Origin of the sequence: Paraburkholderia youngii (assembly GCF_013366925.1) — a bacterium.
In the GTDB taxonomy this organism is placed as follows: Bacteria; Pseudomonadota; Gammaproteobacteria; order Burkholderiales; family Burkholderiaceae; genus Paraburkholderia; species Paraburkholderia youngii.
This window is the reverse complement of record NZ_JAALDK010000003.1, coordinates 313,578-338,677: the sequence shown is the minus strand read 5'-3', so window position 1 is coordinate 338,677 and position 25,100 is coordinate 313,578. Positions and strand designations below refer to the sequence as shown.

Annotated in this window: 25 protein-coding genes and 3 pseudogenes; 5 read left to right on the top strand and 23 right to left on the bottom strand. The window is 61.6% G+C overall.

Going from position 1 to position 25,100, the window contains the following annotated elements; all coding sequences use genetic code 11:
• Positions 1-118 precede the first annotated feature (118 nt).
• The 3 genes and pseudogenes from tnpC (G5S42_RS40155) to tnpA (G5S42_RS40145) all read right to left on the bottom strand — a co-directional run.
• A pseudogene (gene tnpC, locus G5S42_RS40155) lies at positions 119-1,467 on the bottom strand (IS66 family transposase); the annotation flags it as partial.
• 63 nt (positions 1,468-1,530) lie between these two features.
• A complete protein-coding gene (gene tnpB, locus G5S42_RS40150; RefSeq protein ID WP_176112245.1) occupies positions 1,531-1,869 on the bottom strand; it encodes an IS66 family insertion sequence element accessory protein TnpB in 339 nt (112 codons plus the stop codon).
• Complete coding sequence (tnpA, locus tag G5S42_RS40145) at positions 1,866-2,258, bottom strand: IS66-like element accessory protein TnpA (protein WP_312883715.1); 393 nt, start codon at positions 2,256-2,258, stop codon at positions 1,866-1,868. Before tnpA (G5S42_RS40145) ends, tnpB (G5S42_RS40150) begins: the two co-directional genes overlap by 4 nt.
• A 68-nt stretch (positions 2,259-2,326) precedes the next feature.
• On the opposite strand from tnpA (G5S42_RS40145), the pseudogene G5S42_RS40140 reads away from it, so the two are divergent.
• From G5S42_RS40140 to G5S42_RS40120, 5 genes and pseudogenes are all read left to right on the top strand, one after another.
• Positions 2,327-2,991 (top strand): annotated as a pseudogene (locus G5S42_RS40140) (transposase); the annotation flags it as partial.
• Between the two features lie 819 nt (positions 2,992-3,810).
• The gene (locus tag G5S42_RS40135) at positions 3,811-4,665 is read left to right on the top strand and encodes a sterol desaturase family protein (RefSeq protein WP_176112244.1); all 855 of its coding nucleotides are present in this window, start codon (positions 3,811-3,813) and stop codon (positions 4,663-4,665) included.
• A gap of 390 nt (positions 4,666-5,055) precedes the next feature.
• Positions 5,056-5,859 carry a GH12 family glycosyl hydrolase domain-containing protein gene (locus tag G5S42_RS40130; protein WP_176112503.1) on the top strand — a complete coding sequence of 268 codons (804 nt, stop codon included), beginning with the start codon at positions 5,056-5,058 and terminating at the stop codon, positions 5,857-5,859.
• 821 nt (positions 5,860-6,680) lie between these two features.
• The gene (locus G5S42_RS44780; protein ID WP_246392492.1) at positions 6,681-7,379 is read left to right on the top strand and encodes a hypothetical protein; all 699 of its coding nucleotides are present in this window, start codon (positions 6,681-6,683) and stop codon (positions 7,377-7,379) included.
• Complete coding sequence (locus G5S42_RS40120; protein ID WP_176112243.1) at positions 7,376-8,341, top strand: M64 family metallopeptidase; 966 nt, start codon at positions 7,376-7,378, stop codon at positions 8,339-8,341. The genes G5S42_RS44780 and G5S42_RS40120 overlap by 4 nt, the downstream gene beginning before the upstream one ends.
• A 592-nt stretch (positions 8,342-8,933) precedes the next feature.
• On the opposite strand, the gene G5S42_RS40115 is transcribed toward G5S42_RS40120, so the two are convergent.
• The 20 genes and pseudogenes from G5S42_RS40115 to cybH all read right to left on the bottom strand — a co-directional run bounded on the left by G5S42_RS40115 (position 8,934) and on the right by cybH (position 25,051).
• Positions 8,934-9,530 (bottom strand): plasmid pRiA4b ORF-3 family protein, encoded by a 597-nt coding sequence (locus G5S42_RS40115; protein WP_018435911.1) that lies wholly within the window; start codon positions 9,528-9,530, stop codon positions 8,934-8,936.
• Between the two features lie 11 nt (positions 9,531-9,541).
• Positions 9,542-11,086, bottom strand: coding sequence for an IS66 family transposase (tnpC, locus tag G5S42_RS40110; RefSeq protein WP_176112242.1), 1,545 nt, complete (start codon positions 11,084-11,086; stop codon positions 9,542-9,544).
• 51 nt (positions 11,087-11,137) lie between these two features.
• Positions 11,138-11,485: an IS66 family insertion sequence element accessory protein TnpB gene (tnpB, locus tag G5S42_RS40105; protein ID WP_074295443.1), complete on the bottom strand. Its 348-nt coding sequence runs from the start codon at positions 11,483-11,485 to the stop codon at positions 11,138-11,140.
• Positions 11,482-11,913 carry an IS66-like element accessory protein TnpA gene (gene tnpA, locus G5S42_RS46085; RefSeq protein ID WP_217709861.1) on the bottom strand — a complete coding sequence of 144 codons (432 nt, stop codon included), beginning with the start codon at positions 11,911-11,913 and terminating at the stop codon, positions 11,482-11,484. The genes tnpB (G5S42_RS40105) and tnpA (G5S42_RS46085) overlap by 4 nt, the downstream gene beginning before the upstream one ends.
• Positions 11,914-11,998: 85 nt before the next feature.
• Positions 11,999-12,784: pseudogene (locus G5S42_RS40095) on the bottom strand (IS5 family transposase); the annotation flags it as partial.
• A gap of 42 nt (positions 12,785-12,826) precedes the next feature.
• The gene (locus G5S42_RS40090; protein WP_176112241.1) at positions 12,827-13,030 is read right to left on the bottom strand and encodes a hypothetical protein; all 204 of its coding nucleotides are present in this window, start codon (positions 13,028-13,030) and stop codon (positions 12,827-12,829) included.
• Between the two features lie 477 nt (positions 13,031-13,507).
• Entirely contained in the window at positions 13,508-14,353 is an 846-nt protein-coding gene (locus G5S42_RS40085) for a sterol desaturase family protein (protein ID WP_176112240.1), read from the bottom strand.
• An 878-nt stretch (positions 14,354-15,231) separates the two neighbouring features.
• Positions 15,232-16,308, bottom strand: a complete 1,077-nt coding sequence (gene hypE, locus G5S42_RS40080; RefSeq protein WP_176112239.1) for a hydrogenase expression/formation protein HypE — start codon at positions 16,306-16,308, stop codon at positions 15,232-15,234.
• On the bottom strand, positions 16,305-17,441 hold the full coding sequence (gene hypD / locus G5S42_RS40075) for a hydrogenase formation protein HypD (protein ID WP_176112238.1): 1,137 nt from the start codon (positions 17,439-17,441) through the stop codon (positions 16,305-16,307). Before hypD ends, hypE begins: the two co-directional genes overlap by 4 nt.
• The gene (locus tag G5S42_RS40070; protein WP_176112237.1) at positions 17,438-17,695 is read right to left on the bottom strand and encodes a HypC/HybG/HupF family hydrogenase formation chaperone; all 258 of its coding nucleotides are present in this window, start codon (positions 17,693-17,695) and stop codon (positions 17,438-17,440) included. The genes hypD and G5S42_RS40070 overlap by 4 nt, the downstream gene beginning before the upstream one ends.
• Positions 17,686-18,861: a Kae1-like domain-containing protein gene (locus G5S42_RS40065; RefSeq protein ID WP_176112236.1), complete on the bottom strand. Its 1,176-nt coding sequence runs from the start codon at positions 18,859-18,861 to the stop codon at positions 17,686-17,688. Before G5S42_RS40065 ends, G5S42_RS40070 begins: the two co-directional genes overlap by 10 nt.
• Positions 18,858-19,838, bottom strand: a complete 981-nt coding sequence (gene hypB / locus G5S42_RS40060) for a hydrogenase nickel incorporation protein HypB (RefSeq protein WP_176112235.1) — start codon at positions 19,836-19,838, stop codon at positions 18,858-18,860. The genes G5S42_RS40065 and hypB overlap by 4 nt, the downstream gene beginning before the upstream one ends.
• A 31-nt stretch (positions 19,839-19,869) precedes the next feature.
• Positions 19,870-20,217 (bottom strand): hydrogenase maturation nickel metallochaperone HypA/HybF, encoded by a 348-nt coding sequence (locus G5S42_RS40055; RefSeq protein WP_176112234.1) that lies wholly within the window; start codon positions 20,215-20,217, stop codon positions 19,870-19,872.
• A 53-nt stretch (positions 20,218-20,270) separates the two neighbouring features.
• Positions 20,271-21,338, bottom strand: coding sequence for a nickel-dependent hydrogenase large subunit (locus tag G5S42_RS40050; RefSeq protein WP_176112233.1), 1,068 nt, complete (start codon positions 21,336-21,338; stop codon positions 20,271-20,273).
• Positions 21,335-22,042 (bottom strand): [NiFe]-hydrogenase assembly chaperone HybE, encoded by a 708-nt coding sequence (hybE, locus tag G5S42_RS40045; RefSeq protein WP_176112232.1) that lies wholly within the window; start codon positions 22,040-22,042, stop codon positions 21,335-21,337. The genes G5S42_RS40050 and hybE overlap by 4 nt, the downstream gene beginning before the upstream one ends.
• A gap of 2 nt (positions 22,043-22,044) precedes the next feature.
• Positions 22,045-22,794 (bottom strand): hydrogenase expression/formation protein, encoded by a 750-nt coding sequence (locus G5S42_RS40040; protein WP_312883714.1) that lies wholly within the window; start codon positions 22,792-22,794, stop codon positions 22,045-22,047.
• Positions 22,795-22,907: 113 nt separating this feature from the next.
• A complete protein-coding gene (locus G5S42_RS40035) occupies positions 22,908-23,330 on the bottom strand; it encodes a thioredoxin domain-containing protein (protein ID WP_176112230.1) in 423 nt (140 codons plus the stop codon).
• Positions 23,327-23,680, bottom strand: a complete 354-nt coding sequence (locus G5S42_RS40030; RefSeq protein ID WP_312883713.1) for a HypC/HybG/HupF family hydrogenase formation chaperone — start codon at positions 23,678-23,680, stop codon at positions 23,327-23,329. Before G5S42_RS40030 ends, G5S42_RS40035 begins: the two co-directional genes overlap by 4 nt.
• On the bottom strand, positions 23,671-24,333 hold the full coding sequence (locus tag G5S42_RS40025; protein WP_176112229.1) for a HyaD/HybD family hydrogenase maturation endopeptidase: 663 nt from the start codon (positions 24,331-24,333) through the stop codon (positions 23,671-23,673). The genes G5S42_RS40030 and G5S42_RS40025 overlap by 10 nt, the downstream gene beginning before the upstream one ends.
• Before the next feature lie 7 nt (positions 24,334-24,340).
• Positions 24,341-25,051: a Ni/Fe-hydrogenase, b-type cytochrome subunit gene (gene cybH, locus G5S42_RS40020; RefSeq protein WP_217710330.1), complete on the bottom strand. Its 711-nt coding sequence runs from the start codon at positions 25,049-25,051 to the stop codon at positions 24,341-24,343.
• Between the last annotated feature and the right edge of the window lie 49 nt (positions 25,052-25,100).

Here is a 25,100-nt window from a genome sequence, read left to right as displayed (position 1 = left end):
AAATCATACGTTTATGCCGACACAGCATTCATGAAAGACCATACCCGCCGTCATACAGGTGCACGACGCGGCATAATCGGGAAGTCGGCATAACTGGGTTCATGCCGCTAGCGGCATGAACCCAGTTGTTGTGTATAGGCACGTGACCGTCATCGAGATAGCGGGTCAGCGCATCCCATCGTTTAAGACTGTAATCCAGCGCTTTGGCAATCGCCGAACCTTCCGACACCAGCTTGCGCTGCGCCTTCATCCATTCGTGAAGTGCGTCGCAGACCGGCTTGGCCCGACTCTGTCGAAGCTTGTGGCGTTCCTCGGCTTGTAGCACTGCAGCGTCGCGCTCGATGTCGTAAAGCGCAGCGAAGAACGGCAGCGCCTGCGCAGCGATCTGACTGCTGTGATTGGCGTGCAGATCGAAGAACTTGCGTCTCGCGTGCGCAGCACATCCAATTTCAGTGATGCCCTGCTGGAATCCAGCCTTGTATCCACTGTAGTCGTCGCATACCAGTTTGCCCTGCCAGCCAGCGAGGAACGCGCGGGCATGTTCGCCTGCACGGCTGTCGGCGAAGTCGTAGACCACGGCGCGCAGCTCGCAGTAGTGCGTCGGCGTATACGCCCATAGATACGCGCGATGTGTCTTGCCTTTGCCGGGACTGAGCATCTGTACCGGCGTCTCATCCGCGTGCAGCACACCCTGCTGCAGGATTTCCTCATGCAGCGCGTCGAGCAGCGGTTGTAGTTGCACGCCGCACGTACCGACCCATGCGCCCAATGTCGAGCGCGGTATCGCGACGTCCGCCCGCGCAAAGATCTGCTCCTGACGATACAGGGGAAGGTGGTCAGCGTATTTGGCAACGAGCACTGAGGCCAGCAGTCCCGCAGTCGGAATGCCCTTGTCGATGACGTGCGCAGGCACCGCGGCCTGAATCCGTGTTTCGCAGTTTCTGCACACCCACTTGCCACGGACATGCCGCTCCACGGTGAACACGCCCGGTGTGTAGTCGAGCTTCTCGCTGATGTCCTCGCCGATGCGCGTGCGCTCGCAGCCACACTGGCATACGGTGCTCTGCGGCTCGTGGCGAATCTCTGTGCGCGGCAATTGCGCCGGCAGCGCTGCACGCTTCGGTTGCTGGGGTAGCGGCTCGGCTGTGGCTTGCGGCTGAAGTTGCTCGAGTTCAACTTCAATGGCGGCGAGATCCGCGTCAATCGCCTCATCCAGCAGATTCATCTGATCGCTGCTGAGCTGCTCGCTGCGCCTACCAAACTGATGGCGCCTGAGAATCGATATCTCGTGGGTCAACTGGTCGATGCGGGTCTGCCTGCCGGTAGCGCAGCTCCCGATCCTTCGCCGACCTCCCGGGTCTTCTCCTCAATCTCCCTGTCCCGGTCCTCGACGCGCGCAATCAGTTGTGTGGCGAGCGCACGCAGCTGTTCCGGGCTAAGAGCGTTGAGGTCGGCTGGCAAGTTCATGCAGACGAGTCTGCCAGAACCCCGGAGAGCGCGAAAGCGCGACCGTTTACGTCCCTGGCATCTTCAAACGACACGGATTACACCGTCCGCGCCGATGCGCTGCCATGGCAAACCCACCACCAGAGCGGCCAGTTGTTCCTGTGTGAGCGCGCGTTGCTTTGGCTCGCTACCAGCGTGCGGCCAGGTGAACTGCCCCTGATTCAGCCGTCGCGCTGCCAGCCAGATGTCAATCCCATCGTGTACCAGCACCTTCAGACGGTTGGCCCGCCGGTTGGCGAACAGGTACGCATGGTGCGGATGCGCGGCGCCGAACACGGTTATCACCCGACCCAGTGCCGTATCGAAGCCGGCCCGCATGTCCAGCGGGTCAACTGCCAGCCACACCTGGTCAATGCGGATCATGCGAGCCACTCGCGCAACCAGGCGGCGCATTGCGCTGCCTCCGAGGTTGGCCAGCTAACCGTGATCGACTGCTCCGCGCGACGAACCTCGACGCGAATCTCAGTTGTACGCGTGTTTCGCGTCTCAAGTGGCACTGGTACAAATTCCGGTGCTGGCGCCGCTGCCAATGGCGCTGCCAGGTCGCTACGCGCCACGAGCACGCAATCGTTCGTTTCGGCCTGCTCGACCCAACGTCGAAGCAGATTGGCGTTCAGCTTGTGGTGCAACGCGATCGCCGCGAGCGACACCCCGGGCCCCTGGCAAGTTGCCACAACCTGAGCCTTGAACTCGACGCTGTAGCGCCGGCGGCGACGACGGCCTGCTGCCGCTGCTTCGTCAATAGTGTTCACGTGTCCACCTATTTAAGTGGACACGATGCTCCCAAGACTCTCAACGCAACTCAAGATGGGATAACCGGGCGCTTACCGATCTACTCGAGCGCTACCCGTCTCCAGCCGCGCTTGCAGCAACCAGCGAGAAGACGCTTGCCAACCGCCTGACCAAGCTCGCGCCACGCATGGGCAAGGGATTGGCAGCCGGAATCGTTCAAGCGCTGGGCGAGCAGCGCCGTGACGGTGCCCGGCACGCAAGCCGCCACCATCGCCATGCCGCGCCTGGCTCGGCAGCTCGCCGCCTTACGCAAGCAGCGCGACGAAATCGCCGCCGAAGTAGAGCGGCTGGGCTTGCTCACCCTCTTTGGCCGGTCCTGACCAGCATGCCGGGGAGTCGGCGTCAGGACCGCCGCCAGACTCCTCACCGAGGTCGCGCACAAAGCCTTCGCTTCGGCAGGTCACCTGGCGGCCTACGCTGGCCTCGCACCAGTTACCCGGCGCTCAGGCTCATCTATCCGTGGCGAGCATCCGTCCAAGCGCGGCAACAAGGTACTCAAGCGAGCCTTGTTCCTATCGCCTTCGCGGCCTTGCGAGACCCCCCGATTCGCGAGCGTATTACGCACGGAAGGTCCAGCACGGCAAGCGACATAACCAGGCACTCATCGCGCTGGCACGGCGACGCTGTGATGTCCTGTTCGCCATGCTGCGCGATGGCACCTTTTACGAACCCAAGTCAGCCCCTAAGGCTTGACGAATTACACACGGGCACCCACCCCCATATGATGGCGTGCCGGAACCGGCCGAGGAACTCTCGAATTGGGCTCACGTTTCAGGGTGAGCCCGAAAAAAAAGCAGTACCAGGTGTGTGGACCGCAGGTCAACGCCGATTTGGTCTTCGCATGCCCGTGCATTGTGGGCGTCCCCATGATCACTTTAGAACTTTCAATCTACCTTCGATAGCCCTTCTGGCAGCGATCCGCAGCCGCTACAAGCATCTCAGTTGCGGTCTCGCATAGCCATGCGCGACCCATTTCACCGATGCATGCCCCCCCGCATTCGTTGTCTTATCGAGCTTGCAGCCGGAGTGGCAACGACAATAGTTGCGCTGGCCGCTCCACACGGCGCACGTCATCATGTCGTGGCTTCATTTATCTTAGGGCGCCGTGCCGACGGCACCGGCCTTCGGTTACTGTCACGTCGCGACGGCAGTGCACTTTGAGTGCAGTGAATGCTATGCCTTCGACCACCTCTTGAGTCTGTATTGAGAAAGTCATTTGTGACGCGAATGCGTCTTATCCAAACAATTGATTTTTGCGATTTCACAAAATGGCGGATAGTGATGACGCTGCCGCGGCACAGTCACCGTGTTAGGGCGCCCTCAATAGACACTTTGCACGATCTTGTGGGGTGCAATGCCCATCGCCACGGATATCGATTGGCACCCGAGGTACTACATTGGCGTCCTTCTTAAGTCACGTAACTGCATGATACCCATGAAGAAGCCGGCCATTTTGACAAGCAGCTTTTCGACCCGAGATCTCCGACTTCGATCGGCTCATCGGAGCAAACAATGAATGCTGTCGATATCCACCAGATGGTCCAGTTCGCCGTCCAATCGTTCAAACTGCTTGCGATTTTTGCCACGTTATGTGCATCTCTTGAGATCGCCTTTCCGGCTTATCGATACAGCGTTGCATCGTACCTTCGCGGCGCAAGGAACTGGACGATTCGGATTGGATGCGGCGCGCTAATCTGGCACTTGTACGCTGTGGGCTTGCAATGGTTAGGCGTCAAGCCGCTCCTGACGGTCAATCTTTCAACAGTGTTTCACTCTGACAACGCAGTTATCAAGACGGCTTTCGCCATCCTTTCAGGCGTTTTGGTCGCAATTGCCGGTGACTTCTTTTACTACTGGATGCACCGAGCACAGCACGCCGTGCCATTCCTGTGGCGCTTGCACGCTACACATCACTCGATCCGCGAACTGACAGCGTGGAATTGCAATCATCACATTTCCGAGCCGGTTATCTATGCCTTGTTTGTAGCATTACCGCTCGCGCTGATCCACTTCGAGTCTGGCGTGGTGCCGGCTGCTGCCATGACACTCATTACCTTTCAGGCGCACCTCTCACACTCCAGCACGCGCATCAACCTTGGGCCTCTGCGATATATCATCGGAGACGGTCAGTTTCACCGAATTCATCACTCAACTCAGCCCCATCACCGGCACCGGAACTATGGGTTCTTTACGACCATCTGGGACACGATCTTCAGCACGGCATACTGGCCGAAACGGGACGAATGGCCTGAAGTGGGCCTTCGCAATCAGCCCGAGCCCCTCACCGTGCGCGACTACTTTATGTTTCCGTTTGAACAAACTCGCTGGTCCAAAGCCAACTCTGGCAGCATAACGCAGGAGAGTTGACGAGGATTGGGCGGGGCATTCGCTTGAATTGAGCGGCACTGGTAGACAAAACATTTGCCAATACAACGTCGCCTGAAACCATCGACAGTCAAGGCGAATCGCGGGTCGTCGAACTATAGCGGTAACGCTGAGATCGGTATCACTTGGCCGTCTCGTGCGGCCTAACGGCGCAAGATTTTATGCTCGTGTTCAAGGACGTTCGGTGTACATGCGCTCTCTCGGCAGTGCTATGGAGACACCTGACATGAGCACCCACAGACGAGATGAACCCGCCCCAGTCTAAGAGTACGTCGCCCCACGCACGGCTTCTCTCTCGATCGGAGGTTGCCTAAGCCGCTGACCTTCACCGATGCCGACCAACCCTACCACCTGACAGGAGATCAGAAGACCATGCCTCGAATCTTGATCCGCGCGACCCGTGCTGCCACTGCCACCGCCGCGCTGATGCTTTGGACTGCCAGTGCGCAGGCCCAGACGTGGTCTGCTACTTCCCCCGAAACCTCATCCTGCTCTGCGGAAAACCTCTTCGCTTCTCGGATCTACGGTAGGTACACGATCAACAACGACGTGTGGTCACCCTGCAGTAATGTCACCGCGGGTCCCCAGACAATATGGGCTAACAGCAAGCTCGGGGGTGACAGCGAGCCCGACTGGGGCGTTACTTCAGATCAACCCAACACCAGTGGCATCAAGTCCTATCCGCACATCGGATACCAAGTCAACAAGACCATCGGCTCACTGAACTCGCTTTCCGCCATCGTCTCGGCTACTACGCCTTCTGGCGGGGCTTGGGAATCAACGTTTGATATCTGGGCCGGTGGTAAGGCGCATGAAATCATGATATGGCTGAACTACACCGGAACTGCGGAAGGTTGCGGGAATGTCAAGCCAATCTCCTACAACTGGACGCAAGCCGGATGCGCAATTCCACTTTATCGAAATGTATCGCTGTCCAACGGAAGTTGGAACGTATACGTGGGCACCAACCGCAGCAACATCGTCTACACGTTCGTCCGCACGACGACGACTGACAACGCCGCGATCGATGTGCTGGCGTTTATGAAATTTCTGCGCTCGCTCAACTATTTTGATGATGATCTTGAAATCGGTGACCTGCAGTACGGGTTCGAAATCACCTCTTCGCGTGGCAACCTGAGCTTTGCCTCCAAGAAGTTCACGGTGACTGCCGAGTGATCCCTTTCATCGCGTTGGGCAGGGAGACGTCCAGGATGTCTGTCCAGACTACATTAGGAAGAAAGAACTGTCGCCTCCCGTCCACGAGTGGGCCCCTTAAATGCTCCGCCCAGATCACGAAAGACCAGCCGAAGAAAATGCGCCGCATGAGCGTACCCGTGATCGGTTGCTCAGGGAAAAGGAGCATCTGCGCGCGGGCGTGGTGTACCTAAAAAACAATCTCGCCCCCTCTTCAGGCGAAGAGGCAGGCGGCGCAAGAGAAAAACGCAAATAGTGCTGCAACTGCGGCAGCATCACCGGCTACCCGCGCTGCTCAAGGCGGCGGAGCTGGCGCGCAGTACGTTCTACTATCAGTCGAATGTGCTTGACGGTGTCATTTAGGAATTTGAATCAGATTGACATTGATCAGAAATCAATACTTGCAGCAATAAAAACGCCGATACTCGCAAAGGTTCCATCAACTTTCCTTATGCGCACTTAAACAATATCGAGTGATATCGCGCGTACGAATGCCGTTATCATCTCCCCGATAGCAGAGGGATGCGCAGACGAACTGGATCGTTCTCATGTTGGCCTTTTGGCGACATGCACGAAAGGTCACACACTCTATTGCCATTGAGCTGAACAACGACCTTGCGATTGCTGTTCCTGCACCGGCGACCAGTCAGCTATTTTCCGTTGGAATAGTGGATGTAAAGGATGCAGACACGCGTTACTGAAGGTAGTTATGGCCAAACGGTGGCTTAGTTTTGCTGGCCGCAATGAGCCCGACGAGGCTTCGCTGTCGACATCCCCGTTATGCAACAAGATGCGAGAACCAAATGATGCTACCGCTGCCAGCGGCAGTCATCGGTGAGCAGTACATGCGGCCAAGCTACGGGTGGGAATATTGGAGCGATGGACGTCTGAGGACGTCGGCCTTGGTGTACAGTCGACCCGCCGGCGCAAGCGAGCAGCAGCAGATTGAGGTCGCCGGGCACAACCGCAACGTCCGAGCTGGTCGATCAGCTCGACGCATTCTCGAAAATAGTGGCACCACTGCCGGATCGCGATGTTCGCCGATGCCTAGTCCACCGTACCGCCGCATCCTGCGCCTGATCTTTGCCTACGACGGCGACGCGCTATCGCTCGCCTCAAAGCATCTGGTCGAAATGACCCTGCCACCCTCGCATGAGCTGTGCAGCTCCGAAGGCAAGGCGGGGTTCTGGTTCGAATTGCGCGACCCCCACGGCCGGCCGTTATACCGCCGGATCCAGCATGATCCAATGCCGCGGTATCGCGAAGCGCATGCGCCCGGCGCGACCCCAACGCACGTTACAGCTCTGCGGCGCGGCGTTTTCGAAATTCTCGTGCCGGCCTATTGGGAAGCGGCGACACTGGTTCTGTTGGCGACAGAGCACCCGCCAGTCGCACCATTCGGCACGATCCGCGCCGAACGAGCGCGCAGCGGTGGCCCGCGGGTTGGCACGGGTGCGGCGCGCGAAATCGCCCGATTCAGTTTGGATGACATCCTGAAATGACTACCGCAGATGGCGCCGTCATCGGCGTCAGCAAGATCATCGACCACGGTCCTGATGTATCGCGTTGGAATCTTGTGATCCTTGGCGACGGCTACCAGAGGGCCGAACTGGCGACCTATGCGACCGACGCGCGGAACTTCGCAAACGCTGTCGCCGGTACCGCGCCGTTCAACGAGATGTGGTCGGCCGTCAACGTACACCGCGTCGAGGTTTCCTCGACCGACAGCGGCGCTGACGACCCCGCGGGCGTGTGCAACGGTACCGGCGCGACGGCGCGCACCTATTTCGACGCGACGTTTTGCGAAGGTGGGCAAATACGGCGGCTGCTCAGCGTCGACGCCGCTACAGCGTTGAACGTCGCGCGCACGCAGGTGCCACAGACGAACATGACGGTAGTGATCGTCAACAGCATCATCTACGGCGGTTCCGGCGGGCCGGTCGCGGTGTTTTCGAAAGCAGACGGCGCAGAGCAAATTGGTATCCACGAAATGGGGCACACGGCATTCGGCCTCGCCGACGAATATTCGACGTACGCCGGTTGTTCAAGCGGTGAAACTGGCCACGACACCTATACGGGAACCGAGCCGGCACAACCCAACATAACCGCCAACACCGACCGCGCGACGATCAAATGGGGGGCACTGATCGCTGCGGCCACTGCGCTACCGACCACCGTCAACGCTAATTGTACGCAATGCGATACCCAAGCATCGCCTGCCCCGGCCGCTACGGTTGGTGCATTCACAGGCGCAGGGTATTTCCATTGCGGATTGTATCGTCCACAATACAACTGCCAAATGCGTACGCTCGGGAAACCGTTCTGCGCGGTCTGCCTAGAAGTCATCAGGAACACGCTTAAGCCATTCCTGCCGCTGCCGCCTGTCACGAGCCACTTCACCCCAACTTCTGGCAACCCCGGTGGCGCGAACGTTGATGGAACCACAGCGGATTCATCGGCCTGACTGCGGTCCGCGTGCGGCGTCGGTAGTAGCGAACTTCGTTATCGAGTCCGGCCCGCGGATCAGCACGCTTAGCCTTTCGGGCGCAGGCAGCAAAGCGGGCGCGATTGCGGCCTAGTTCAGCTACATCATAGCGAGACTGCCGTCGATCATGAACGTCAGCCCCAACACCGGTTGGAGCGCGGCCGGCAATGCTGACCATCAGAGGAATCGGCGTCACTCATGCGAGTGACGCCAGCTTTGGCAGCAATCCCACGCTATGGCCTCGACTCGGTCGCGCAGGCAACCTCGACAGGCCCCGGACAGTCGATAAGCATCGTCGCTACAAATACTACGCCATCGGGCACGTCGGTGGCCAATAGAGCGGCATCTTCGCCTATTGTTGATCGAGCTAAAATTCACCCAGTCTGGACCGCCACTTCGCCAGCAATGGTTACGTGCATAAGGCGCTGGTCGTCCGTCGATCCGATGCCATCAGGGAATCACCAGGTCGGATGCGAGCATTCGTAAGCGGCTAGCCAAGCCGCCTTGACGGATTAGAGCGTGTTAGGAACTTTGAAGTACTGTAAGCGTCAATCTGAGGCCGTCTTGACGATCAGAACTTGACCTCTGAGAGCCGCTGATTCGTGAGCACGAGATCGAAGGCGGCGGGATCGAAGTTGCCGCCACACCACTCGAGGAAGTGGTCGTGCTCCTCGTGCGTCGGATCGGTGATCGCTTCGAGGAAGTCGGCATATCCTGGCACTCCACCGACATCTTCCGGTGGACACGCATTCTGCCCGTCCAGGCACAGCGGCCGGCGCATGTCTGGATCAGGCATCAGCGCCTTCTCGACCTTGATCCGATGCTGCCAGTTGTCACCGTAGTCGTAGATGTAGGTGAATGACTTCAGCCCGCCCAGCGCCTTCGCCAGCGTGACCCGTGCTTCATTGAGCATCGGTGGATCGCTCTGGAATCCGAAGTCATCAGGTTCACCATAGTTGGTTTCGCCGAAGACGAACTCGTGCAGGTGCCCGCCCTCCCAGCCCATGGCTAGTTGCAGCACGACATGCAGCTTGCCCAGCCGGATCGAGCCGGGAACGATGATTCGTCGCCAGATCGCCGGCTTGATGTACTTCAGCTCAACGCGCAGTACGTAGTCGGGCACTGGCGCCTTGACCAGGCGCACGGCAGGTTTGCGGGGTTGGACCATCGGATTGATTGTCAGGCGGCTTGCTGCTCGATGTATGCAGCCGGCTTCAGGCGCCACGGCAGCAACTCGTCGATGCGGTTGATGGGATGATCGGCGATGCGCTCAAACACCGTGCGCAGGTAGGCAAACGGCTCGATGCCGTTCAGGCGTGCCGTACCGATCAGGCTATAGATCACCGCCGCGCTTTGGCCACCGCCGTCGGAGCCAGCGAACAGATAGTTGCGCCTGCCGAGAACCAGCGGCCTGATCGCGCGCTCCGCCGTATTGTTGTCCACCTCGACGCGCCCGTCTTCGCAATAGCGTGTGAGCGCATGCCAGTGCCCCAGCGAGTACTTAATCGCCTTCGCCAGCCCCGACTTCGCCGATACCTGTGACAGCGTGTGTTCGTACCAGGCCTTCAGATCAGCGAGCAATGGGGCCGAGCGCAGCTGACGCGCAGACAGGCGCACGTCCGGCGTCTGGCCTCGAACCTCGCGTTCAACGGCATACAGCGCCCCAATTCGGCGCAGTGCTTCCTCGGCAATTGGTGAGCTGTCCAGCTTGTACAGGTCATAGAACTTGCGCCGCGCATGCGCCCAGCACCCGGCCTCGATGACCGTGCCGTCACGATACAGCGCGTCGTACCCGCTGAAGGCATCTGCCTGCAGGATTCCCGTGTAGCCCGCCAGATGTTCCCGAGGTCGCTCACCTTTGCGGTCGGGTGAGTACCTGTACCAGACGGCTGGTGGCGCGTGGCTTCCTGCCGGGCGGTCATCGCGCACATAGGTCCACAGGCGCGCCGTGCGTGTCTTGCCACGCCCCGGCTCCAGCACCGGCACGGGCGTGTCGTCGGTATGGATCTTGTCTGCGGCGCGCACGTAACCACCGAGTGCGTCGGACAGGGGTTGCAGCAGGGCAGCCGCTTCACGCACCCACGAAGCCAGTGTTGCCCGGTCCAGTTCGATGCCCGCACGGCGATAGATGCCGGCCTGCCGATATAGCGGCATATGGTCAGCGTACTTCGCGACGACGACCTGTGCGAGCAGCCCCGCACCCGCCATCGAGCGTGCTATCGGCCGCGAAGGTGCCGGCTCCTGTACTACTGCGGCACAGCGCGGGCAGCTCAGCTTCGGACGTACGTGACGCAGTACCTTGAAGTAGCCGGGCACATAGTCGAGCACCTCCGAGACGTCTTCGCCCAGCGCACGCATCTGTTTGCCGCATTCCGGGCATCCGCAGTTTGACGGCGCATGCACAACTGTTTCGCGAGGAAGATGGGCAGGGAAGTGCCGTGACTTGCGGCGCAGTGGGACAAGGTTCGTAGTGGCCGACGTATCCGCAGTCGCGTCGGCATCAGGCGCCTTCGCCGGTGCGGCCATATCTGGTTCATGAACAGGCAGCTCACCGAGCGCGAGCTGCAGCTGGTCCATCAGTTCTGTCATGCGCTCAGATGAGCGGCCATACTGCCATCGCTTCAGTCGCGAGATCTCGGCCAGCAACTGCGCGATGGTCTCGTCGCGCGAGGCAACGATGCGCTTCAGAGCGGCGATGTCATCGGGCAGATGGCTGGCTGGCATGCATGACAGTGTAAATGAAGGCCACGCGCCTGTGGGCTCCCGCACCCTGCCTTATGCCGCGTGCGTCGGCTGCCACGTCCGCTCGGGATGCCGCCAGTCAATCCCTTCGAGCAGCATCGACAGTTGGGCGGCTGACAGATGGACTGTTCCCGAGTCCGCCTGCGGCCACACGAAGCGTCCACGCTCGAGTCGTTTCGCGTACAGGTTCATGCCGTCGCCGCTCCACCATAAAATCTTGATGAGGTCACCACGACGCCCGCGAAACAGGAAGATGTGCCCCGAGAACGGATCACGACCGAGTGCTGACTGCACCAGCGCGGCAAGTCCATCCATGCCACGGCGCATATCGGTAACGCCCGCTGCCAGCCATACGCGGGTACCGCCTGGCGGCGCAATCATGCTGGCATCAGGCAGCGCAGCACGAGGCGCAACTGCACGGGGTCGACCATGCCCGTGACGCGTACACGGGCACCGTTCAGTTCGATCTCGATGCCCGACGCCGCCGGTACGCTCTCGCGATGTGGCTCGACAGGCTCTAGAGCGAGCGACGCCGGTTCTGCGGTCTCGCCGGTCGGTGCATCGGGTAACGCTACGGGCAGCAACACCGCTGTGCTGGGCGCCACCCCTTCAAACAGGCCCGCCCGCAGTTGCCGGCGCCACTTGAACACCATATTCGGATTCAGTCCGTGCGCCTGCGCGAGCTTGGCCACCGAAATACCCGGCTCGCACGCCGCGACGGCAACTTGCCGTCGGTACTCTGGTGTGTAATTCGGTCGGCCCTTGCGGTTCGATGATCGCGCATTCCGTGTGTCCAAAGTAGTCCCCATCACTTGAAGTAACGGGCATCACTTTGGACACCGGCATCAGCTCTGTCCATGCGGCCACGGAATGACGCTTACGAAGTACTGACACGGCGTGGACAAGCATGAGCATTGCGAAGACGAAATGAAGCCCAGCGAGAGTTTCGGGGAGCCGTTCATAGTCACGTGCGAGACGCCGGAAACGGTTGAGCCAGCCAAAGCTGCGCTCGACCACCCACCGGCGGGGGAGCAGAACGAAACCCTTTTTCGTTTCTTCGAGTTTGATCACCTGAAGGTCAATGCCCTCGTCGAACGCAGCCTGCGCTGGCTCTTTGCCCGTGTATCCCTGATCGGCAAATGCCACCTTGACCGTTCGTCCCGTTACCTGCTGGACCTGCCGCGCAAGCTCCGCTACCTGTGCGCGCTCCTGTTCATTGGCTGGGGTCACGTGCACCGCCAGCAACTGTCCCAGCGTGTCTGCTGCAATATGTACCTTACTACCGCGCTTGCGCTTATAACCGTCATAACCCGCACGCGGGCCGCTCTCGCAGGTCGACTGTATCGTGCGGCCATCGAGGATGACCGCGCTGGGCTGTCCCCGACGGCCCTGTGCCACGCGTATCACCGAGCGCAGGTCACTCACCATGCTCTCAAAGCAGCCAGCCTGCAACCAGCGTTGAGTCTGCTGATACACCAGCTCCCACGGCGGGAAATCATTGGGCAGCATCCTCCACGGCGCGCCGGCACGAGCCATCCAGCGCAATGCATCAAACATGTCGCGCAGTTCGTATTTGCGCTGGGGCGCGTCAACGTCCATCAGCGTCAGATACGGCGCCGCGAAACTCCATTCCTCATCCGACACATCAGTCGGATACCCTTTGCGGTCAGTTGTTTTCATCCCGCCAGGATACCAGGTCTCAATCGAAGTTCCTAACACGCTCTAAGAGATGGCTTTACCTTCTTCGCCCGGCAGAAGCGACTCCAGATCGATGATGATGGATCTCGACTTGCTGTTCAGTAACCGGACGCTTAAACGCTTCGTGGCGGTTGCGTAAAGATTGATGCTTTCAAGGCAGAATAGAAAAGCCACATGGAGCTCTATCTTCGCTGGTTGCTCAAACATGAGAAAGATCGCAATGAGCAACGACCTATTCGTGCTCCCTTTTACGTCCAAACGCCACCTCACACTAAGGTTGATAAATTGTAATTTTAGTGCGTTACGTGGGTATTTATCGAAGCAACACTCAAGTGCGACGGTCAGATTTCAAACAATGGTCGCTGCATCTGCCTTGCACATGAACGCTGCACAGTCGTTATTCATCGTCTCTATGAGGCTCCCGGCTATGCCGATATCATCCATCAGAAACTGCTTGTCCGGAAGACGATGTACACGCAGACAATGAGGTTCGGAGGTTCTTCTACTCATCGAAACCGAAGCGTGTCTTTACCGCACATATTTATAGGGACTACGTAAAGTGAGGTAGGCACGAGCGGATTCAGCGGCTTCACCGATATTTGGGTTGTTCTTCGAGATGATTTGGTGTTTTTCTGGTTCCTGACCTCGTCAAACCGAGTTCCAGCATGACCTTCCCACTGCGCTCGATCTCTAATGTCGACATTCTTATACATCGTTTGCGATCTTAGCCGCAGACCAGCGACGTCGATCAAACGGAAACATAAAGTAGTCGCGCACGGTGAGGGGCTCGGGCTGATTGCGAAGGCCCACTTCAGGCCATTCGTCCCGTTTCGGCCAGTATGCCGTGCTGAAGGTCGTGTCCCAGATGGTCGTAAAGAACCCATAGTTCCGGTGCCGGTGATGGGGCTGAGTTGAGTGATGAATTCGGTGAAACTGACCGTCTCCGATGATATATCGCAGAGGCCCAAGGTTGATGCGCGTGCTGGAGTGTGAGAGGTGCGCCTGAAAGGTAATGAGTGTCATGGCAGCAGCCGGCACCACGCCAGACTCGAAGTGGATCAGCGCGAGCGGTAATGCTACAAACAAGGCATAGATAACCGGCTCGGAAATGTGATGATTGCAATTCCACGCTGTCAGTTCGCGGATCGAGTGATGTGTAGCGTGCAAGCGCCACAGGAATGGCACGGTGTGCTGTGCTCGGTGCATCCAGTAGTAAAAGAAGTCACCGGCAATTGCGACCAAAACGCCTGAAAGGATGGCGAAAGCCGTCTTGATAACTGCGTTGTCAGAGTGAAACACTGTTGAAAGATTGACCGTCAGGAGCGGCTTGACGCCTAACCATTGCAAGCCCACAGCGTACAAGTGCCAGATTAGCGCGCCGCATCCAATCCGAATCGTCCAGTTCCTTGCGCCGCGAAGGTACGATGCGAAGCTGTATCGATAAGCCGGAAAGAATAGCTCGAGCGCGCTGCACACGGTCGCGAAGATCGAAACCAACTTAAACGAATTCAAAAGAAAGTCGGTCATTTGATTGACATCGAGAACATGCATTGATTTGCTCCGTCGAACAGGCCAAATACGCTGCCCTTTTCTCGGCACGCAAGATATAAACCCTGTGTCGGCTTCGTTAGGCGGTTACAGGGCGAAAGGCTATCTATTGGCAGCACGGTACGATAAATCAGGTCAATCATTCGGGAAGATAGTGCATCTCTATCCGACAACCCAGATAGGTGTCTCTCCCAAGCTAAATTAACCGTGACGACTCGCAGCGTTCGGTTGGTACAGTCTACTCGTTGACAACACGGGCTGGATGGTAAGGATTTTCTGAAAATATTGTCGTCATAGGTGCAATAAGATTCATTCGCGCGATTTTGCCAGCGGCCAACTTGTCACGCCGCGCGTGTGCGAATTTTCGTTCTCGCCGATCTGAGTTATGCAACCGCATCCGTGGCCTGCTGAGCTTTGAAACCATCCCGAGAAAACTTCTTTCGGGAGACAAAACAAATTGAGGAATGGCGATGACTGCGGTCATCCAAGTATTCGAACAGTCCGCCTTCGCGTCCTGATGGGTCCCCTCGGGCGGCGTGAATGTTCGTTCGTCGAGCCGATGAAGAAGCTTTCCGTTGGGCGGGGCATTGACGTTAGGCGAGATTGTCCGGCCAGGAGAGGCGGGTACAGTCCGCTGCTGATAAAGCGCTCAGGCAACAATGAATTGGAAAGCATTCCTCGTAATAGAGGGTGAATGTAGCGTAGGCTCGACCACGAGCGCGGTCGACGGCTGCTGCAGCGAGGGCGGGACTGGAGACCTCATTGCTTGATCGATGCGGTAAGGGGATGGATCATTCAAAGCTCCCGCGAAGGCAACGCGACTAGCGACCTGACGATCAAAAAGCATTCTCAGTCTCCCGATACCTATCGCCGCAAACGGATCAGCAGATCCGCGGCAGTTGCTCGCCCGAAAGCCAGTCGACGATGCGCCGTCCGCCGAATTTCGTTTCGATCTGCACGAAGCTGTGGGCGTCCTCGACCACCTCACCAATGCAAACCGCCGCCGCGCCCAACGGATGTGCGCGCATCGCGGCGAGCAGTTGCGGCGCGTCGGCGCTTGCGCAGATTGCAACTAGCTTGCCTTCGTTGGCGACATAAAGCGGATCGAGGCCGAGCAGCTCACACGCCGCATCGACTTGCGGCAGCACGGGAATTGCGCGCTCCTGAATGTGCATCCCGACACCCGACTGGCTGGCGATCTCGTTGAGGGTCGTGGCCAGTCCGCCGCGAGTCGGGTCGCGCAGAACGCGCACACCGGGCGCGACGGCAACCATGTCCGCCACGAGCGTGTGTAGTGCGGCGCTGTCCGAGCGGATCTCCGTGTCGAAGCCCAGGCCCTCGCGTTGCGACATGATCGCCACGCCGTGCTCGCCGATAGTGCCCGAGAGCAGCACAACGTCGCCGGGCCGCGCCTGCGCGCCATCAATGTGAATGCCCGAGGGCACGACGCCGATCCCGGTCGTGGTGATGAACACGGCATCGCCCTTGCCGCGCTCGACGACCTTAGTGTCGCCCGTCACGATCGGAGCGCTGCAAGCGCGCGACGCAGCAGCCATTGACTCGACGATGCGGAGCAGATCCGCCATCGGGAGGCCCTCCTCCAGGATGAAGCTCGCGCTGAGATACGAAGGCCGTGCGCCCGCCATCGCGATGTCGTTGACGGTGCCGTGCACGGCGAGGCTGCCGATGTCGCCGCCGGGAAAGAAAAGCGGCGAGACGACGTGCGCGTCGGTGGTCATCACGATGCGCTCGCCGGGCCCGGGCGCGAGATGCGCGAAGGTGGCCTGGTCGTTGCCTTGGCGCAGCCATTCGTTATCGAAGCTCGCGACGAACAGCTCGCGGGTCAATTGTGCCGATGCGCGGCCACCCGCTCCGTGGCCCATGTCGATGCGGCCGTCGCGAAAGTCTAGGGGCCGCACGTAGGCGGGCTTCACCGGGGATGTGTGGACTGGGCTCATGCTTCGACGACTCGAATGTCCTTCGAGCGACCATAGGAATAGTGCGCGGCGCAAGAGCCTTCGCTGGACACCATGCACGAGCCCATGGGATTCTCGGGCGTGCAGACCGTGCCGAACATTGTGCAGTCGCGCGGGTGTTTTAGACCTCGCAGGATCGCCCCGCACTCGCATTTGAGGTGATCGGCGACCGGCCGGTAGACGAGTTCATAGCGGACCTCGGCGTCGTAGCGCGCGTACTTCGGGCGAATGCGCAGCCCGCTCAATGGGACCTCGCCTAGGCCGCGCCACTCGAACGACTCCCGCGTTTCGAACACCTCCTGTATGAGCGCCTGCGCGGCGGCGTTGCCCGCGCGTGTGACAGCGCGCGTGAACTCGTTCTCGACCTCCGCGCGACCATCGTTGACTTGACGCACCAGCATGAGGATCGCCTGCAGCACGTCGAGCGGCTCGAACCCGGCAATCACGACCGGCTTGCGATACCTCTGCGCGAACGCCTCGTAAGACGCCGAGCCGATCACAACACTCACGTGCGCGGGACCGACAAAGCCGTCGAGCAGCACCGGGTTCGCGTCGGCGGACGGCTCGGCGAGCAGATGTGTCATCGCCGCGGGCGTGAGTACATGGCAGCACAGCACGCTAAAGTTCTCCGCGCCGCAGTCTGCGGCTTCACTCACGACGAGCGCGGTAGGCGGCGCAGTGGTCTCGAAGCCGATTGCAAAAAAGACGACCTCGCGTTCCGGATGCTCGCGCGCGATGCGCAGCGCGTCGTGCGGAGAATACACAAGGCGGATGTCCGCCCCGCGCGCCTTGGCCCGCTGGAGCGATAGACCGCACGAGGCAGGCACGCGTATCGTGTCGCCATACGTGCAGAGGATCACGTCGTGTTCGAGCGCGAGGCGAATCGCGAGATCGATGCGCCCGATCGGCAACACGCAAACTGGGCAGCCGGGACCGTGGATCATCAACACGTTACCGGGTAGAAGATCGGCCACGCCGAAGCGGGAAATGGCGTGCGTGTGACCGCCGCAGAACTCCATGAAGTGATAGCGGCGTTCGGTCAGCGTCTCCGCCTGAATGCGCCCAGCAATGCGCGCGGCGAGTTCGTCGTCGCGGAATTCGTCGACGTACTTCATTGCGCCGTTCCCGACTGGACGATGGGTGTGTCGCCAAGCGACCGAGCGACCTCGCTGAACAGCGCGAGCGTGCGCTCGGCCTCTTCGGGATCGATCATGCCAAGCGCGAAGCCGACATGCACGATCACGAAGTCCCCTAGGCGCACGTCGGGTACGAGCGCGAGTGAGACCGTCTTTCGAACGCCCCCGAGCTCGACGACGCCCGTTTCGGCGTCGGACCGGTCGATGAGCTGTGCCGGCATGGCTAGACACATGGACTGACTCCTCTTGCGGTCGTAGGCATGGACAACATCTGCGGACCATATGCGGCAACCCAAGCCTGGCCAAGCGCTAGCCCGGCGTCGCCGCAGGGCACCGTGTCGGGCATGAGGGTGCGCACGCCGTGCGCGGCGAGCGACTCCCGTATATGCGCAGTGAGCAGCCGGTTAGCAAAGCAGCCGCCGCCAAACAGAACGGCGCGCCCCTGCGCGGCAAGCGCGGCCCATTGGGCGAGCGCCTTGGCTAGCGCAACATGAAAGACGGCCGCGCCGCACGCGGCTTCGCCGGAGTCCGCGAGCATGAGCAACTTGACGAGGAGCGGACGAAGGTCGAGCTCGCCGTTGTCCGCGATGCGCCACAGGCCCGCCACATCGGGGGCCTCGTGCGCGACGAGGTAGCCGCTCGCGAGCCTTTCGAGCGCGATGGCCGCCTCGGATTCGGCGCGCTGGCGCAGGCACACGCCGAGCAGTCCCGCCGCCGCATCGAACCAGCGACCCGCACCGGTGCTAGGCGGGCAATTGAGGCTGCGCGCGAGCATGACGCCGACCGTGCGCGCCGCGGTCGCCCCCACGGCGGCCGAGAGTCGCGGCCCGATTTCGCCGCTGCGCCCGAGCGCGTGCAGGGCGGCGGCGGCCATTCGCCAAGGCTCGCGCGCCGCGACGTCGCCGCCGGGTAGCGCGAGTGGCGTGAGACTGCCGAGGCGCCGCCAGCAGGCGGGCGCCACCTCCAGCAGCTCACCGCCCCATGCGGCGCCGTCCGTGCCGAAGCCCACGCCGTCGAGCGCGAGGCCGATCACGGGCTCGCGCAGCCCATGCTCGGCCGCAACCGCGCCAATATGCGCGTGATGATGCTGGACGCCGACGGTCGGCACGCCAAGCCGCTCACCCAATTCGAGCGCGACGCGCGTGCTGTAGAAGTCGGGATGCAGATCGTGCGCGATCATGCGCACGGGCTGCCCCGCGCGCTCGGCGCTCTCAACAAGCGCCGCCACCGATGTGTCGAGCGCCACACAGTGCTCCGGATCGTCGAGATCGCCGTGTAGCATCGACCAGTGAACGTCGCCGCCGATGCACAGGCACGCAGCGTTCTTCAGCCATGCGCCGGTGGCGAGCACCGTCTGTTCGCCGAGGGTATGGGGTAGGTTCTGCACACGCGCCGTCATGCCTCGCCTCCGGCGCGATGCTTTCGCGCACGCTGCGCCGCAAGGTTGCTCTCCAGCACGCCAATGCGCTCGGCAATCGAGTCGCGCGCACTCGTGATCCAGTCGAGCCACGCATCGAGGCCTTCGCCCGTCGTGGCCGAGAGCCAGATCACTTCGAGGAACGGATTCACGCGGCGCGCATACGCGATGCACTGCTCGACGTCGAACTGTACATAAGGCAGCAAGTCGATCTTGTTGACGATCATGAGGCGCGCGGCGGCGAACATGTCGGGATACTTGAGCGGCTTATCCTCGCCCTCCGTTACCGAGACGATCACGACCTTCGCCTCCTCGCCGAGGTCCCACAGCGCGGGGCAGACGAGATTGCCTACGTTCTCGATGAAGAGCACGCTGCATGGGGCGTCGTGCGTGAGCGGTACGTATTCACGCTCGTGCTTTTGGTCATGGTAAAGGCGATGATCGTGCAACGGAAGCCGTCCGAAGGCCGCGTCGATCATCGCGGCGTCGAGATGGCAGCCCTTTCCCGTGTTCACCTGGATCGCGGGCGCACCGGCCGCGCGGATGCGCTCGGCGTCGTTTGCCGTCTGCTGGTCGCCCTCAATCACACCGATGGGCAAGCTGGGTATGCGCTCGCGCAGCGCGGCGATCGACGCACACAGCAGGGTCGTTTTCCCCGAGCCCGGACTCGACACTAGATTGAGCGCACGCACGCCATGCTGCGCGAAGTGCCGCCGGTTGACGGCGGCATGGCGATTGTTTTCGCCTAGCACGTCGTGCTCGAGCTTGATGGTGCGGCCCTGGTCTAGGCCGGGCACCGTGAGGCCCGCGGGCCCGAGGCCGTAGTGCAGGTCTTTGCCCGGTGGCGTCCGGTGGGAGTGGGAATGAGTGTCGGACTGGCCCTGCGCATGCGCGCACTCGTGCCCCTGCGCGGTGTTTTGCCGATCGCCTGTGGTGGTGCACCCGCATCCTATGCACATGTTGCTTCTCCTTGCGCTAATCCGATGATTGTCAGGCATCGTCGACGATCAGATCGACGATGCGCAACTCTGTGCCGCCGTTCGGCTGAAGCCAGTAACCGCCGCAGTGCGCGCAGGGGGCGCCCCGCGTGGCCAGCGCCACGGTCGCGTTGCAGTTCATGCACCACGCGCTTCCCGAAGGTTCGTCGATCTCGACGCGTGCGCCGCAAAGGCAGGTGCCGGGCGCGATCGCTTCGAGGGCGAAGCGCAGCGTCTCGACATCGACGCCAGCGAGGCGTCCGACTTCAAGCCTCAGCACCTTCACGCGGACAAAGTTCTCACGCTCGGCTGCCGCTTCGACCAACGCAAGCACGCCGCCGGCCAGACTTACTTCATGCATACCTTGGCTTCCATTCAGCTCAAGTATTCGGGGCCTTGTCTCGATCCTTGTGCTCACGCGCCGTCCGTGTCGACCACATAGGCGACACAGGGATCGAACGCGCCCATCCACGCGCCTACGCGCGCGGCGAACGTTCCATCGCCGCACGCCGGATCCAGTCGCGACAAGGCTTGCGCGAGCGTGCCTTGGCCGTGGAAATTCCACTCAGTCGGCGCGACCACGCGATAGTCCTCGATGCGCGCCGCATCGCCTGGCGCGAGGCGCACCCAATGGAGCAGCACGCCGCGCGACATCTCGCACCAGCCGAGCGCCTCGCCGGGCGCGCACGTTCGCGCGCCAAAGCGAAGCGCACTTGGCCCGTCGTCGCCCGCTGCCAGCCGCGCCACCTCCGCGACGCGCGCGCCAATCCGCAGCCAAGGCGTGTCGTATTCCAACGCGCGCGGATCGTCGCTACGTGTCCACACGCCGGTCTCCGCGGGCAGGCCGCGTTGTACGGGCGCGTGCGCGAACACCGGACTCTCGGCAATCGCCGCGGCCAGTTCGCTTAACCGCGTTTCGTCGATGATGAGCGGCCGCGGCGTAGCGCGCATCGTATCGGCGTGCGCGCGGCAGGCTGCCAGCAACCGGGCCGGGAACGTCGCGGCTCGTGCGCACCACGCCGCTAAGCAGCCACGCGGATCGTCCGTCCAGTGCGCGAGCCACTTTTGCGCAGGCATGCCCAGAACGTGCCGCTCCAGCCAGTCGGAGGAGTCAACCGACTCGACGTCGGGCAGCGTATGCGGCGCGGCGGCGGCCAGCCGCACCGGCCAGTCGGTCCACATGCAGCGAAGATGCACGGCAAGCGTCTCACGCATGAGCATTGCGGCATGAGCGGCGTTGGTCACATCGTCGCGTTTGTGCTCCACTGAAGCGCCCGCTGCGCCGACGGCAAGTTCTGCGCAGAGCCTATGTGCGAGTCCGCACAACGAGAACAGCGCCGACAGCCGCGCCGCAGCGGTTGCTACCGGTTGCCCGCGCAGCAGCGCGGCGGCCAGTGGTGGGCGCCCGCCCGCAATGCTGTCGTGCCGGCCGGGGCGCACCCGGTACTGTGCGGCCAATGCTGCCAGCATCGCCGCGGTCATGGAGCGCTCCCGAACGCGGCCGGCCGCCGCAGGAGCGCATGACGCGACACGCGCGGGACACCGCCCGATGTGGCGCTCTTCTGTCTGGGGAATTCGAGCATCGGCAAAAAGAGCGAGCAGCACGCATAGGTTCCGACGTCTTGCGCGTGCGCGCCGAGCCATTTGAAATCGACGTCGCCAACGCGCAAGTGCGCTTTACCGGCCGGCCGCGGACATTCCACCGAGTCCCGCACCGCGCCGGGTAACGAGAGGGGCCTCATGGACCATGGCGTGATCGGCATCCCGAACCAACCGCATCGGGCCCCGGTCTCGCCGGGCACCGGGTCAAAGCCGGTCCCCTCGATACGCAAGGCGAGTTTCACGACCGGCATGTCAGGCATCGCACTGGTTGCGGCCGTTTCGAAGTGCGCTACAAGCCTAGCCACCCTTGGATCGCCGTGTATGACCTTTCGCTGGATTGCACGCACGGTCAATCCGCGTCCCACAAGAAAAATGACCTGATCCGGCGCGCGGCCATAAACGCGGCAGCGCCAGTGCGCCTGAAGCGCCGCGAACCTCGCGTGCGGAGGAATCTGCAAGACCGGATCGCCTTGTTCGGGATGGTGGATCCACCAGCAGAACTTGCATTCGAGGCACGTGTGCGTCGCGATTGGGCTGCTGGCGCCGAGATGGCAGCCCTCGAATTGCTTCGTTCGCTCGTCCATCGTCACGCCTCACCCATCCAGTCGATCAACTGGGTCAAGCGCTCGCGCGAATCCGCGAGGTCTTCCGGCGCGGCGCGCACGACCTCTGGCAGATCGGTGATCTCGATCGTGTTCAGGATCAGCATGTCCTGCGAGTTGAAATATGCAACACGCCAGCAGTTCGCGATCGCCGTGCTGCCCACCCGGCAATTTCCGTAGCCGCGCGACAAGATCTGCACCGCGCCTTCGCCCAGCACGGCGTCGATCAGTTGCTGATCCCCCGGCGACAATGGCAGGAGCGTTAGGTTGACGATGTGGGGCGCATGCCCGGCGCGCCAGCGCGCGGCGGAATCGCGTACTTCGCTCAGGATCGACGGCGCGTTCATCACGTCGAGCGGCAGCATGTCCGGCAACGGCATCATCGGCTGCGCCGGGTCCTTGGGCTGGGCAAGCATCGCGGGGGCCGCGCCGATCTCGAGCCGGTCGACCGGGCGCGCGCCATTCCGCTCGACTACGCGCCACAGGCCGGCAAACACAGTCTCCTGGATCAGCCCGCCGCTCCGCTGCGCGCCGTCGACGCGCGCGCTGACCTCGCCCTCGCCCAGCACGTCGTTGAGAACGCGCAGCGTTGCTCGATCGTACGGCGTCAGATCGATGGCTTCGGACGGCGTACCAGGTTTGTATGCCGCCAGTACGCCTAATACGTTGCGAAGCACGCCGCGCGCGCCGTCGAGTGCCCGCGCATCGCAGCGCTCAGGCAGCGTCGGCGCCACATAGATGCGCATGCCTTGCGGCATCGGCAGATAGTCGAGCACCGCATCGCTCTCGGCTTGGTTTCCCGGGCGGAAAGGCGCGACGGGAATGGGAAATGGACTCATGGACACGATCAACGACCCCAAAGATTGATCGACAATTCGTGACAGCCGGGCGAAGCGCCGACGGTGCGGCCGGGAATGCCGACCCATGGCGTCCGCGTAGTCGGCTGCCCGAGCGCATGTGCGAGGTTTGCCACGTAGTCATTCCAGTCCGTCATACTGGAGAGCCTCGTGACATAAGCGCCGGCGTGCAGCCACAGCAACGTGGACCACGGCCACCGCCACACGCGGCGCGCGAGCTCGGGCAGCACCACGGCCACGTCGAGGAAGTCGGGAAAGCGCGTCCCGTCGGCCGTGAGCAACGCTACGCATTCGCCGCCGTCCACAACCCAATCGCCTACCTTTCGTTCGTCCACGGACACGGCGTGTCTGCCATCAGTTAGCCGCTGCACCACGGACGTCGCGTCAAGCGCGGTACCGTTCGTATTTGTCATGGCGATTCCTCGGAGGACCCGTGACGGCCATACGCCGGTTGCGCGCTGGAGGTCAACTGGGTCAAATCGTCCACGCCGAGCGCGGACGGCAATTCAAAATTCGGGCTCGCTCGGGCCATGGCGGCATCTCCCTTCAGCGCCAGTTCCACGAGCGAGAGCGTCGCGTCGATTTCTGCCGCGCGTGTCCCGTCGAGCTTCTCGCGCGCCGTGTCGAGAAAAACCAGCAGCCATTCACCGGCGCTGCATGGACCAACTAGCGAAGTGTCGATCCGGCGGTGGCCGCCGCGTCCGTGGCACAGCGCCCGCAAGCCCTGCACCTCGACTACCCGCATCGGCACGCCTATGCACACGACGGCGACTCCTTGCGGCGCATGCGCAGCAGCACGCGCTCGTCGCCGGTGCGGCACGCATTGGCCTCGCTGGGCCGCTCGCCTTCGTAGCGCGAAAGCGCGAGATGCGGCAGCGTGACCGCATCGTCGGCATGTAACGGGGTGTGACGCCGCGTGGGCTCTCCGCCCCATGCGGCAAGGCGCTCGAGGCCAAGTTCGAGCGCGCGCTCGAGCGATGCTTTAATGGTGGGTCGCAGGCTGCCACCGAAATCGGCCACTTCGTCCGGCTGGCAGCCGATCAGCAGCACGCGGCGTGGATACCGGCCTGTCAGGCGCGCGAGCATTAGTACCTCCTGGAAGCCGGTCTGGTGCAGGCTCATCTTGCGCACGCCGAGGAACGCCGGTACGTCGTCATCCTCAACGATCTTCAGCGTGCCCGGCGCGAGACCGTAATCGACCGCGTCGAAAATGAGCAGACTGTCGGCCGCCTGGACGTACTGGACCAGACACAGCCCTTGCGTGCCGCCGTCTATGAGGCTGACGTGCTGGGCAAACTCGAAGTGCTGCTCAAGCGCCTCGATACAGCGCACGCCAAAACCCTCGTCGGCCCACAGCAAGTTGCCGATGCCGAGTACGACGATGGCAGGCACGCCGGTTTTTGGGCAAGTCAGCATTGCAACCTCACTTCCTGAACGTACGGTAGCCCGATATCATCGTGCCGACCATGTTCTGGCGGGCCATGATGTCTTCGCGGATCGCCATATAGACATGCACGATAACGAACATCATGATCGCCCACATGCCGAGGCGATGCCACGTGTGCACGGTCTGCGACTGGCCGATCAGCGTGGATACCTGGCCAAACGCAATCTGCTGCCAAGAGCCGGCCTGCGCGCCTTCGCCATACAGTGCGAAACCGGTCACGATCATGAAGAGTGAGATCAGCAAGAACACGAAAAACATCGCAAATCGCGATAACGGATTGTGCCCGCTGAACTGGCGCGGCGTGGGCCCGAGGAACGAGTAGTAACGCAGCATGGTGAGCATGTCCATCCAGTACTCGCGCGAGAATACCGGCACCCAGAACATTTCGCGCGCATGGCGATTGCCGACAATCGCCCAATACGCGCGGCCCGCAAGCCCGATTGCGAACAGGTAGGCCGCGGTGAAATGCACAAAGCGGATATAGCCCATCAGAAAATTCGCGCTCGCCTCGCCGGGCTGTGTGAGAAGCGGGGCGCCGATAAGATAGCCGGTCAACGCCAGCACTACGATCGACACTGCGTTGATCCAGTGCCAGACGCGTACCGGCGCTTCGTACACGTAAATTGCCTCGGTGGACGAAACAAAGTCAGCCGCCTTTTCGCATCGAGAATACGATTGCATCGTCATCATCCTTTCCTGCCGCGCGGCGCCGGCGAGCGCAGGCGCTGTGGCGGCC